Raw genomic sequence first — 12,932 nt, forward strand, 5'->3', positions numbered from 1 at the left:
TCCAGTCTGAACTCAAAATCAGGTCCCTCCAGCCCGTGTTTGCGCAGCACCTGCTCCACCACCTCAGGAACGGACTGGTTCTGATATACCGCACACTGCCGGGTGTATCCCAGGAGCGCCAGGCGGGCACTGAGCGTAAGACGGTAATGGGACTGATCCTTTGAAGTGGAAAGCCATTCCAGGCGGGTGATAATGCCGTGGACATTTTTACCGCTCCGCATCCGGAAAGAGGCATATTTCATCAGGACCTGTTCAGGGGGGATATTCGCCTGTTGGGTCGTGAACTCAATATCCCATTTGAACGGTTCGCTCAGTGCTTCCCTGCCCCGAAATCGCAGAACATCCGGTTTTACCTGGCTGTCGTTGATATCCAGAAAATAGCGAGTCTGCCCGTCAAAAAGCGCAAGCCAGTTATCCATTATGTCACTCCTTTACCGGCTCGAGGCTGAGCCAGCCGTCACCCAACTCGATGGTCCGGGGTTTGTCCGGATCGAGGTCGTCACGGGTCAGTACCAGACGCCAGCGGTTGTTTTTCTGATCGGGACGATTGAACAATCCCACCACCGCCACGAACTGTGCTTCTTCATCCATGGGCATATTCAGAGAAACGCTGCCGTTGGGCATCACCAGCAGCTCTTTTGATGCCAGAACATCGTCCTTAAGTACCGTATCGGCATTGCGCAGCAGCGTCTGGTAATCGGCGGCATCAACCGCTTTCCGATCCCTGAGGAGATAAACCCGCACCATTGTTGCCAGCGGCGTCTGTGCGGCATCGGCGTTAATGGCCGTGCGTGGGGTAAAATCCAGATGCAGCGTTTTAATTTTCTTATAGAAGATGGATTTCGTGATGCTGACCGTACCGTCCGTGACGGTCTGCGTCAGACCGCAGCCTGCGAGCAGACCACAGGCAATAAGCGTCAGCGCCCACCAGCGGGTTACTGTTGCCATTCAAAAGTTCCTTTATTGAGAGAGGGAATACGTGATTAGTCGAAGCGGTAATGTCCGTCTTCTGCGGGTTGCAGTACCGAATAGTGAAGCCCTTCATAGCAACCCAGATTGACGGTCAGACTTTCCCGTGGCGTATTGAGTTTGCCTTCCTTCAGACCCAGTAAACCGGTTCTGCCCAGCTGTATACGCCTGCCCTTGCCCAGACGAGGCTCAGGGAGCAATCGCACAGGCACGGTGAGGCGCACTCGGGCGTCACTGCGATAGCCGAGGTAGACACGCAGCAGGACCATCAAATCGGTATGAAGGACACCACCGGGTAACCAGCCTTCCGCCTCGTCAGGATCCGCTGTCTCCAGTGACACCAGGACCCGGCTGCATGCTTCTTTTGCGGTTTTACCCAGCGTGGCTCGCTGCGAAAGACGGATCTGGTTCCCGATACCCAGCCCGCTACGGTTATCGATATGCACCTTAACCGGATCGGGTTCGGTGATAATTGTCCGGGTATTCGGTGCCAGCAGGCTCACCAGAGCCCGGATGCCTTCAGTATTGCGGGTGGGTAATCGCATGGTGCCCAGCAGGGCCAGGAAGCGTGAAACCGGCGTTGCCACCTGCTCAGCCGTGCCCGGTATACCAAGGCCGACCAGCCCCAGCAGACACTGTGATATGGCATCGCGGCCACCTGCCTCAAAGGTCGCCGGATAGGCGTATTTTCGCCAGATCCGGTAATATTGCGTGGTGATCCGGTGGCTGAAAATATCCAGAAATGAGGTGATCGCCTCGTGTCCTTCACGGCGCTGCGCAATGTCGTCCAGGTAGGACGTCGGCAAAGGCGAATCCACGCCATACATGCCGAGGAATGTGGTGCGGACGGTCGGCGGCAATTCCGGATGGTCTTCATCGGTTTCAACCGCTTTCAGGGTACTGACCGGAAAACCCATACCAGGCCAGGGCCTGAAACGCACCGGATCGTCGCCCGGATGGCTGGTGGTACCCAGTTTCGGGGCGTCCGGATTTTCCTGCTCCAGCAGTTGGCAGAAACGATAGAAATTGGCCCGCCAGATATCTTTGTTAAGGGCCAGCGTCAGCCCGGTACGTGCTGGCTGTGATTCTCGCGCCATCTCAGTCGTTTCCCTGTCGGTTGCAGAACCAGCGTGAGCTGATTAAAGAGGTGAATATCGGCATAGAGCGCGAAGAACCGGTGCAGCATCTCCCCGAAGAGATTCACATCACCCTCGCCTGCAAAATTATCCATATTCAGCGTGACCTCAATGTCCACGCCCCGGAGCATAAAGCCCTTCTCAAAACGGCGGATCAGGGTGTGCTTCACGGAGACGATTGCTTCAAGCCGACGGCGGTTCATTTCATCGTCAGTCCAGTCATAGAGCGCCAGCGTCCCCCGCAGGACTTCAGGGTTATCCATCATACTGAGGAAGTTTGATCCGAGGTGACTCATCACCCGCCAGTGGAAACGGTCGTTTGCCGGGGGATACAGTGGCATGGTGGGGGCCGAGAGGTTCAGTACCCTGACGGGCACTTTGCCTGCTTTCACGGCCCTGTCCAGCAGTGTGCTTTCCAGCGCCTTACGCGGAAGCTGCCCGTTGGTCCCGGTTATTCGCATCGAAAGGGATTCTGGTTTATCGGACAACTGCTCCAGCTCGAACGAGCGGCCCCCGAGAATTAACCAGGTGTCATACAGACCAGAGGGGCCGCGTTTCACGCGGGTATGGAAGTAACGCTCAGGAGCATCGTGGCGCATCATACCGCCCCGGTGGCGGAAACTGGTGAACGGTACATAGGGGTGTTTGCCATTCTTCACCGCACCGTGGATGTTATCGACGCTGTAAATCTCGGTGTGACCATCCTGAAGACGCAGCGGCCTGAGCAGATATTCATTATCGAGCGGATCCAGGGTCAGCGGGTCTGCTTCCAGAGTGAAGAGATTAATGACCGGTGCACAGTGCAGACGGAAGTTTTCTGTCTCAAAAGGCAGATCGGATGACCAGGCTTCACTGAGCACAATGTCGATTTCAAACCAGGTGCTTGTGGCAGAAAGCCCGATGCTGTCGAGTCCACGTAACTCAACAAACATAAACTTCGGACGGAAGCTGAAATATTCCAGCAGCAGCTGGTAACCACTGAAGGCGGTATCGACTTTCTTCCACAGTCCATCATTGTCATCAAAGCCCATGGGTTTGCACCAGCCATCGAACTGATGGCGTTCGATGTAGGTCCCGGCGTGACGGGCATACATGGCGTGAACACGACGGGTCATTGCCAGATGCAGCGCATAGCTAACTGGACTTTCTGCATTGAGGAAGATGGCGACTTTGTCGATCCCGGCTTTACTCCAGTCCACTTTTTCAGGGCATTCGAAGCGCAGACGGATAGCAGAGCGGCCATCGGTTTCAGTATGGAGGCGGGCATCTGCAAGGTGCAGCGGTTGTAGCGGCACATCGCGAGTCGTCCGGTACTGACAGGCGGTTTTGTGCGGCCCGACAGGACGAGACAGAACGGAGAAGCCTTCAGCCAGCATTTCGGCCTGACGCAGACTACGCCAGTCAGGCGAGAACTCGACGATGGCCAGCGACGGGATGGTCCGCATATAGTGTGGCCACAGCAGGCTCACCAGACCTTCGGTCAGCTCTGGCAGGTCGTCATCAAGCTTTTCACGCAGACGGCCCATCAGGAAAGCAAAGCCTTCGAACAGGCGTTCCACATAAGGATCGCGGGCGCCGGGTTTATCCAGATTAAGCATCGCAGCACGATCCGGATGAGCCCGGGCAAACTCTTTACCGGCTTCTCGCAGGTAGCGCATCTCTGCTTCGTAATAGCGCAGGGTTAAATCATCCATGCACGGCATTCCTGAAAATTATTAAAGAGAACATTAGCCACAGAGCACCATGGCACGGGCCGGGTCAATGGCGATCAGACCTGCCAATAGCGTATCCATCTCAGGCATCAGACGGGCTTTATCAGATTCGCTGCGACCGGCTTTCATGCGTAGCAGCTTCAGGCGTCGAGCCTGGACTTCAAATAACAGAGTGGGCTCCCAGTCTTCCAGCGTCAGCAGTGGCGCACGGGTAGTGAGTTCACCAAGCAGATGAAGCGCCATATCGTTTCGGCCATACTGCTCTGCCACCCGGGCCATGAGCAGGCGTATCAGCCAGCGATGGCGCGGGGTATCCATCCCCGGTCGGGACTGGAGCCAGGCAAGCGCTGCTTCAGGCCCTTCGGTGTCTCCCTTTTCCATGGCTTCGGACTCAAGAAGCAGCACATCGTCCGCCTGACCATTAACGACGGTAGCGGATTCATCGCCGTACATCAGGCCCTCTTCATTCACTTTTTCAGCAATCCAGGCAGTAGTGACTTCGTCGGCAAAGGGAGTGCCGTCATTCCATGCCAGCCCTTCAAGGCCCGGGAGGCGTTTAAGCAGCAACCGCAGATCGAAGAGGACGGAGTCTGACCAGGTATCCCAGGGCTGACCCGCATGGCTGAGCCCCTGCCAGAGATACCACTGGAGATCGAGCCAGAAATGATTCACGCCTTCGCAATACATCTGGCTGGCCTGCTCAACCAGCTCGACCCAGTTTTTCTGAAGGTAAAGGCGCTTCAACTGAGCTCGATACTCGGGTTTAGGCGGTACCAGGCGGGTGCGCCCGCTACTGTCCAGCGGAGGGATCTGATCGACCGTATCCCACCGCACGGTCTTTATCAGTCGATAAGAAGCCAGCCAGCCCTGCGGCTGCTCGCTCAGCCAGCGGGAAAGTAACTTTGCCTGGTCGAGTAAATCGCGGCCAGATTTCACGGCTGACAGCTGCGGAGAATCAGAATGGGCAGGTTCACGCCCGTGCTCATGCGTACTGCTGTTCTGGGGGACCAGCGCTTCCATGCCACCCGAACGTGCCAGACGGTTTTCAAGAGCGGTACAAAGGCCTGCAAAAGACGGTTTCTCGGCTTCCGGCCAGTCAGCCACTGTGGATTCAAGCAGGCTGATGACGCCAGCCGTCAGACCGGCATCATTGCTGTCCACCTCGGGCCATAACAGCAGTGCATCAATCACTTTTGCACTGTTCAGCCACTCCAGCGCAGCTTTTCGGGCTACGGGACGCCGGGGATGGCATGCCTGCCCGTAGCGGGCCAGCATCGCGACAAGAAGCAGTAAGCCTTCGGACAACCCCTTTTCACCGTCGCGGCTGAGTCGGGCCTGCACGTACCAGGTCACGACACGAATGTCTTTGGCGCATTCGCAAAGACACTTCTGGGCTAGCTCACACAATAACGCTGAATCGGTACCTGAAAGCTTGTTGATCTCCTCACGCATCAGCTGAAAATTATCATCATATGCGGGATCGTCCCCGGTTTCTGCCCCGGAGGTGAACGGGTGCAGCCAGTTATCCCAGAGCGACAGGGCATCATTTGCCCGCGAGATGAGGCGCTGCCTTTCTTCCTGCCTGGTGGCGCAGGCGGTTAACAGTTCTTCCGGTGAGCTCATTCTTTTTCCCGTTTGTTTGTCTCTTTTATAAACCTCACGACCGCGTCCAGAGAAGCGTCGTCCTTACCATTGACGATTTGCGATAGCTTCCATTTCAGCAGCATACTTTTCTCCTCCCCCTGAGTGGGTTTGGCCTTCCAGTAGCTTCACAAGTGGGCTTTTCTGACATGGGGACGAAGGCGCCGATGGGGCGCGGAGGCGCTGTCCCCTGGTGTACCTGGCGCTGGATTATGCTTCAGCCAGTCGCTGAGCCATGCGCGACACTACCGAAAGGTCATAAACTGGCATGGGGATAAGGATTCAGTTTCGTGCCATCGGTTCACTTTGCTGCAAATACCCTGAGACCAGCCTTCAACCTGTTTTGCGAAAGCCAGTGCCGGGTAAATTTTCCCGCCCATCATTACTGGCGCTCTTCTCCGCCAGCTGCGACGCTAAAGATAGTGTCGGGCAGCGTGAATCCCTGAAGTTTCAGCAATGCCAGGGGACCTGTACCGAGCTCGCTACGCATCACAAACTTCAGAGGGTTGCCATCGGCGGTGATCCACACCAGTTGTGTACGGCTGGCGTCAAGTGGAGTGATGAGAGCCTTGTCCAGCAGGCGAATGAAACCCCAGTTGCCCTGGTTACTGGCATACAGCTGCATGCCGCTGTTCACACTACGCCAGCTGAGCGACACGCCAGGATAGTAAGTGTTTCCAGGCCAGGTGAAGCTTTGCCAGCTTTCCATCTGATTGAAGTAATCCAGGTTCTGCTCATCGAGGATAAGCTGCACTCTGGCAACATCCCGTGAAGGACGCGTCATCAGTTCGAAGTGAACACCCGCATCGCCTTGAGAAAACACGATATCTGACAGTTCCGCCAACTGATTAATCGCCCGGAGGAAATCCGGGCTGACAACCATCCCCTGACTTGCGGAAAGGTCAACGACCCAGCGATTTCCCTCCTGGTGGAGGATCCCGCCAAGATTCGTTTTCAGGAAGGTCGTGATTCGACCCGAGTCGCTACGCAGGAACTGAGCCAGCAACGGCAACGAGGCATCGCTGCCGGTGGCTTTAAACGGATAGCGTCCCGCAAAGGACTTATTCCACTGTTCGACAATGGTCGACTGCCAGCGGGCATTGAGGCTTCCCGCAGCCGGGGCAAGTACCTGCCGCCAGGCCAGATCAAGCGGTTGCACAAATAACGACTGGCCAAATCCATTCCACTCCTGCCCCAGACTCGCCGCAACCAGACTGCCATAGTCGCGGGTATCGGTCAGATCGATGGCTTTGCCCTGGAATACTGTCTGGGCCAGCATCTGCGACATGGCCTGCGGATCCGGGGCGCTGGTAACCTGCTGGAGTTTCAGGCGTACCTGCGTGACGCGGGCAAGCCAGGACTGGAAACTGAGGTTACCGTTGGCACCAGTGCCCTCTTTACCTTCCATCAGCCCCATCAGCGGTCCAAACACCTCATCGAGCGGCCCTTTTGGGCCCTGTGCCTGTTCAATAAACTGTCTGGCATTTTTTTTCTGACCGATCAGCTTTTTCGCCGAATCGACAATCGAATCGGCCAGTGCCTCGCCCTTTTGCCCTGTTTTGCCCTGCCAGGCCAGCGTGTTCATCAGTGCCACCAGCGGCGACTGACGGACATCGCCGATCAGGTTGAGCTGGGCAATCGCCTCAGAAAGTGACGTGGCTTCCTGCCACTGAATGCTGTTGACCATGTTCAGCCAGGCATTGCCAAAATCGGTAAAATAGCGTTCAGTCAGGCGGGCTTTCAGCGCCTCCGGGGAGATATCGCTCCCTGTCTGGTGCGTCTTATCCGTCAGTACCCAGTCAATTTCATCACGGCGTGTCTTGACGACCTCGTTAATCGCATCCTGAACCTGCTCTTCCCAGGCCTGGCGTGTAAACATTCCCGGGACGACTTCGTCAGTGCTGAATACCGTTGAGGCATCGGTGTCGCCTGTCATATCGGCAAGCGTTAAATCAGGCCAGTTGCTGGCAACCCGCTTCAGCATGTCCTGGTACAACCCGGATTCAGCGTTACGCTGGCCAATCTGCTTGAGCAGGATCTGACGGATCGTGCTGATTAATTCCGCGTCAGGCTTAATTTTCCATTCCGGATGTGCCGGGAGGTTTTGCGCATAAAAGCCCAGCAGTTTCGGTGCGAGGTCCTGCCATGTGCCATCCGGCACATTCTGGCGTTTCGGTAAGGCTTTCAGCACGTTTTTTGCCAGCCAGCCTGCGTCCGCTTTGTCCGGACGGGCCAGCATCAGATAACTTTTGAGCACGTCGTAGGTATGCTGTGTACCCTGCATTCGGGCATCACTGGCAGGAGGAAGTTGCACAAAGGCATTCAGCTGCTGCCTGAGACTATCTGCGGTGACATCCCTTATCAGCTGTGCGTTATTTTTCGCATACAGCGGCCAGAGTGCGGCCAGCGTGTCGCTGTCCTGATTAAGACCAAATCGGGTATACCATGGAGCACCGGTCGCCTCACGGTGTTGCAGACGGGCAATGGCTTGCTGGAGTACGAGCTGGTTGTGCAGGCGTTCTGCCAGGGGTTTTGCGGTATCCGCTGCCTGCCTCGCCGTTTCTTGTGCCTGATAAATCTGGGTACGGTTAACGATCAGGGACAGCAGTGTACCGGCCCCCCACAGAACAATCAGGGAAAGCAGAATTAACCGCAGCATCTTCAGCCAGTCGAAGCCCAGCTTTCTGCCGCTGACGGCATCACAGTCATCAATGACGGCTTTCCAGGTCGGTGTGTCGAGGCGTGTATTTGGTACCGTTCCGGCAACGGCCAGTTCGGGGCTGAACATGACACCACGTAAACGCCAGGCCGCAGATCCCTGCATCAGCCCGCTGAGTAAAACAGCCAGACTGGCTTTCAATTCGTGTTGAAGACGGGAAGATAACTGAAGCAGGCCGTTATGTGCCGGATTATTCAGTATCTGTGTTATACCGACTTTTTGCAGGCGCTGAGACAGCGTAGTCAATGCCTTATCCGCCTCTTTTACAGTGCCTTCTGGTCCGAATATCACCCCTTTCGCAGCCGTTTCCGCGTCCTGCTGAGCACCTTTGGCTTTGTCAGTCAGCCACAGCCAGACAGGCGCCTGCCAGCCCAGCTGATGATCGGCTTTCTGGCGGCAACGCAAGAAAGCATCCCGTTCGCTATCCGTCGGGAGCGCTGAAGTACTCATCACCTGAATAATGCCATCAACCGGCTGGCCAGATCGCAGGCGCTTCAGTTTTGAAAGGAAGATCTCATCCGGGAGTGACTGCGCATCACCGCCATAAATCAGCACGTTGCCGTCGCCTTCCTGCCAGAGGTCATGAGACAGGCCCGGGGCCGCTTTCTGGACGTCGTCCGGATTACCCATCACCAGCAGGATTCGCACTTTACGCTGCCAGCGACGGCCATAACGGAAACGGAGGTGCTCAGATATGGCATCCTCGCTGAAGACAGGCTCTTCTTCAGCATCTTCGCTCGCAATGGTGCCTGTTGCCGGGGCGACCATCTGAGCCTTTTTCTGACCCCAGTGGAAATACAGCCCCGATTTACCTGCGAAGTCGAAGGCCTTCTCAATCAGCCAGCCGAATAAAAGCATCGCGGCAACCAGGATGGCACTGAACGTGAGGATCCGTTGCCCGTCATACGGCCCAAACCCCGTGGCCGAGGCGACATTTTCCGGAAAGGCATAAAAGAGAAATGCCACGATGACCGTCAGAAAAAAGGCGACAGTCACAACGGAGCCGATGAGTGTTTTTACTTTTACCTTAGACATTTTTGGGCGTTCCCTTGCGAACTTCTTCTTTGGTGATGACCGCTACCCAGATGTCGTCTTTGTCAGCGGCGGGTTGTGCGGCGATAACCTGGGGGCCATTCTCTTTACAGACAGCCGAGGCAAGAATTATGGCAAGCCAGGGGGCGGCACGACCGGCATATCCCAGTGTCGGATCAATACTGCGATTGTCTTCTGACAAGCTGAACATTACTCCGTTATCTTCGCAGGCTTTATTCCACGCGCTCCCCCTGGATGTGATTGGTCCGGTATGCCAACCAGCATTTAGTGCTTCAGAACTTTTCCCAGCCCATAATATTGCCCGTTGCAGTGTTTTTCCCAGCGTGTGTTCAAGGCCCTTTTCAGGACGATGAAGGCATACTGCATCTGGATAACCAATAGCCTTACGGTTGCTGAACACCACAAGAGTAATTGCATCAGCGTCATTTACATTAGGCTGCGCTGGCAATGAAAACGTCACTGCGACAAGAATGCCCGGATGCTCCCATCGGTTATCCAGCCAGGCATCAAACGCAACAAGACCTTTTCCCGCAAGAAGCCTGAAAACTCGCCCTGTTTTTGCAGCGAGTTCATTTTTGAGGTGTTTCTCCACCGTTTCCAGGATATCGTCGTCGCAGTCCAGCATCACACAGCAGGGAATATCCTTAGGCAGGGTGTTGGTAATTTTTTGTACATGGGCAACGAGCGTTGACGCGGTGGAAATAATTTCGTTCTCTAAGTCGGTCTGAAAGGCCGTGAGGGCTGCATATCTGACGGCAGCGGTACCTCCACGTGGCGTGGATATCCCGGTTGTCGGTGTGGGATGCATAACCGCATTACTAAGCATCCCTGGTTTATTTCCGGAAATATGTTGAATGCAAGTACCGAGTATCCACGCGCAGCGTTGACCCCGGCGCGTTTCACGTTCAATCAGTTTCTCCCGTTCCGCATTCCTGGACTCAGACCCAACCTGCCCTGCTTTATATGCGAACCGTCGAACGGAGAAAAAAAGTCCCCATGTGCAGAAGGGTAATCCCAGCGCGGTAAACCAGAAAATAAAACCTGTTCGCTCCGTCGTCCAGTTCCAGAGCGCTAACGCAATCCCCCCTGACATGACAAATGCCAGGAACAGTAGCCAACGGCGGGTATCGGGTCGCGGCACTTTCGCCGCTTTATCGGGGATAGCATCCAGCAACACGGGCATACTCAGGCAACCTTAGCTGGTACAAAAGAACTGATCAATGTGCAACCGCAACCGCACTTGTGGCCGTGAAAGGCTACAGGGATCCCGTTATCAAGGTAATCCGGGTTACCTTCTATGATCGTTGTAAGACCATGACCTGGTATCGGGCAGGAAACCATGTCACCTTTACGCGCCACGCCAACCCCGCCAAATATCATTGTGGCAGAACAGGTCATGACTGAACCACCGTGAGTGGTTTGATCGCCTATTCGGATAATCTGGAGCATTATTTAAGGTCTCATTGTTAGGTTGTATGTGATTTTTCGAAATTATTGAGTGAGCCTGATCTCGAACAAATGATAAAATGCGAAATTCCTTTTTGATTAAGCGAAGGGGTGATAATTTTGCTGTCACTCCCTTGCTATAAAATCATTTGGCTATAGTATCGGACTTGATCCAAGTGATTAGGGGTATGTTTTTGGGATTAATGTAACCTACATTCACCCATTTCCTATCTGATGAGTACTGTATGATTTTTATTTTATCACCTGGGATCAGGTAGTTTTTAGTTTGGCTGTTATTGTTCGGGGCGGAAAATAAATTTGCCCTTTCAGTAATTGATAATTCTTCTTTACGGGTGTGCAAAAATGATAATATTGCATCTAATGCAATTTTTTATTAATTTTATTCTCCCTTGCTAATTGTTGGTATTTATCTATATTTTCTATGGAGGGGGCATCACAACGGAGCAAGTTACTTGCGCCTCTGGCATCAAGCGAAGAAAGTTTGTCTTTCATTTTAATAATTGAAGGCCGCATAGTATTGAAATCAAAAATATCAGCACCAACTTCTTCAGAACTGGCCAGTACATCTTTCCCTTCAGTCCAGGTATATCCGCATGCTTCTCCATCCCAGTCACTTACAATACAACCATTGCTCATATCAATAACACTACAATAAGCCCTTTCTGTATACTTCGACGTTCCATCTCCGAACTCAACAGTTCCACCTGAGACACTATTAACAATCAGGTATTTTCCTGAGGGTGAGACTTTTGAAGAGCCATCCTCAATGTAAAAACGGTCATCCCGACTGAGATCAGCAGAGTAATTTTTATTGGAAAAAAAATTTTGCCCCATGAATTATCCTCATAATGTTCACCATTTTTTTCTGTGAAAAAGTCAAATTCCCTTCAGTTGGAGAACTGATTACGACATCTGCATAGCTTACGGAAAAAAAACTGGTGAATAACACAATAAATATAGATATGCGATAAATCATAATTTAGCCTTTAATGAATTATAACGGAGTGTAGAATCGGTCATTCTTCTTGTTAGTTTGTACTCCTCCAGTCATTTAATTTCATTTGAAACACACTCACACTTACAGGTTTGAGGCGGGTGAGTTTATATTAAGTTCTGCAACAAAAAAAATAAATAGCATTTAAGGCGACTCATGGGAAAAAGTACCCATTTTTATTCACGTAAGGAATGTCAACAATATAATCACTTACAATGTCATCACTTCTGAATGAACCAGTTAAACAATCCCTTGATTGAATAATTCGTTTATTCTTTAGGATGTCAAATGACATCGTATATTCATTATTTTCAGAACCATCAATTACATTAATAACATAAATATATTTACCGCGTTTGAATCCATAATAAGTAACCCCCATTTCGTTATCTCTGGTGCGCCTTAGTTTATTCGCTTCGTTAAAAATAACATTTAGCTCTACTTTTCCATCTCTTTTAAAATTATAATTTATTTCTTTTGTAACATTATCAATGAAAAATAAAGCTTCTTTGACTCCCTCTCCAGGTAATGAACAAGTGATAATATTAGTCACATTCTGCTTTGTTGCCATCGCGCCTGCCGACAAAAAAAGCAAAGCACTCCCGCTAAAAATACTATATATTTTCTCATTGAAATGCCGCTTCATATAATGAACAAACCTCTTACCGCTGGTGATTTCTTAAAATTATTCACGACTTTTTGCATAGCTAATCTTAATAAGGTAAGGATTGCATTTCCTTGATCCGTTGCTCATTAATGCGATAAATACATTTATTTACTAACGTTGCATTAGCTTGGGATCCTGAGTCAGCAAATAGTGACTCCATAGCGCACTGCTGATCTCTATATTTCAACCAACCCCTTTGTGCTGACAATAGTTTCGCCGAGTAACGTTCTGACAGATCTTTATCCGTTGAATAATTTTCAGCTATTCTTATTCTGAGTGCAGAATACTCATCATTAAGACGTTTTTCAGAGTGATTTTTTAATTTTGCATAACAAGAATCAATAGATTGAGTTTCACTTTTCGCAGAGCAGACATCGTCTGCTAATACTGAAACCGATACCAGCAATGACAAACCACACACTAACATTTTAATTAATGACATGTTACTGACCTCTTAAGTAATTTGCTCTATGACGCCCGTTCTCGTAACTGGAAATTGTTACATTATTTTCTATATATGAAATTAACCCCTGCTGTCTATTATACATTCCAGCCCTCATGGGTCTTTCACCAC

At 52.0% G+C, this 12,932-nt stretch carries 11 protein-coding genes; all 11 read right to left on the bottom strand.

Annotated features, from left to right (window positions below):
- The coding region (locus tag BJP35_RS01370; RefSeq protein WP_256971610.1) for a contractile injection system protein, VgrG/Pvc8 family at positions 1-419 on the bottom strand (419 nt) is incomplete at its 3' end.
- Positions 420-423: 4 nt separating this feature from the next.
- Positions 424-948 (bottom strand): type VI secretion system lipoprotein TssJ, encoded by a 525-nt coding sequence (gene tssJ, locus BJP35_RS01375; protein ID WP_032681305.1) that lies wholly within the window; start codon positions 946-948, stop codon positions 424-426.
- A 35-nt stretch (positions 949-983) separates the two neighbouring features.
- A complete protein-coding gene (tssG, locus tag BJP35_RS01380; RefSeq protein WP_032681306.1) occupies positions 984-2,066 on the bottom strand; it encodes a type VI secretion system baseplate subunit TssG in 1,083 nt (360 codons plus the stop codon).
- Positions 2,030-3,799, bottom strand: a complete 1,770-nt coding sequence (gene tssF / locus BJP35_RS01385; protein WP_047742540.1) for a type VI secretion system baseplate subunit TssF — start codon at positions 3,797-3,799, stop codon at positions 2,030-2,032. The genes tssG and tssF overlap by 37 nt, the downstream gene beginning before the upstream one ends.
- Positions 3,800-3,832: 33 nt before the next feature.
- Entirely contained in the window at positions 3,833-5,440 is a 1,608-nt protein-coding gene (gene tssA, locus BJP35_RS01390; RefSeq protein WP_047357187.1) for a type VI secretion system protein TssA, read from the bottom strand.
- A gap of 400 nt (positions 5,441-5,840) precedes the next feature.
- On the bottom strand, positions 5,841-9,212 hold the full coding sequence (locus BJP35_RS01395) for an ImcF-related family protein (protein WP_047742537.1): 3,372 nt from the start codon (positions 9,210-9,212) through the stop codon (positions 5,841-5,843).
- Positions 9,205-10,413 carry a hypothetical protein gene (locus BJP35_RS01400; RefSeq protein WP_047742535.1) on the bottom strand — a complete coding sequence of 403 codons (1,209 nt, stop codon included), beginning with the start codon at positions 10,411-10,413 and terminating at the stop codon, positions 9,205-9,207. Before BJP35_RS01400 ends, BJP35_RS01395 begins: the two co-directional genes overlap by 8 nt.
- A gap of 2 nt (positions 10,414-10,415) precedes the next feature.
- Positions 10,416-10,679 (bottom strand): PAAR domain-containing protein, encoded by a 264-nt coding sequence (locus BJP35_RS01405; protein ID WP_073970963.1) that lies wholly within the window; start codon positions 10,677-10,679, stop codon positions 10,416-10,418.
- A 375-nt stretch (positions 10,680-11,054) separates the two neighbouring features.
- Entirely contained in the window at positions 11,055-11,531 is a 477-nt protein-coding gene (locus tag BJP35_RS01410) for a hypothetical protein (RefSeq protein WP_052951139.1), read from the bottom strand.
- A 314-nt stretch (positions 11,532-11,845) separates the two neighbouring features.
- Positions 11,846-12,337: a hypothetical protein gene (locus tag BJP35_RS01415; RefSeq protein ID WP_052951137.1), complete on the bottom strand. Its 492-nt coding sequence runs from the start codon at positions 12,335-12,337 to the stop codon at positions 11,846-11,848.
- A gap of 67 nt (positions 12,338-12,404) precedes the next feature.
- Positions 12,405-12,800, bottom strand: coding sequence for a lysozyme inhibitor LprI family protein (locus BJP35_RS01420; RefSeq protein WP_086462867.1), 396 nt, complete (start codon positions 12,798-12,800; stop codon positions 12,405-12,407).
- Positions 12,801-12,932 lie beyond the last annotated feature (132 nt).

It is taken from the genome of Enterobacter sp. J49 (genome assembly GCF_002148625.1).
Classification (GTDB): domain Bacteria; phylum Pseudomonadota; class Gammaproteobacteria; order Enterobacterales; family Enterobacteriaceae; genus Enterobacter; species Enterobacter ludwigii.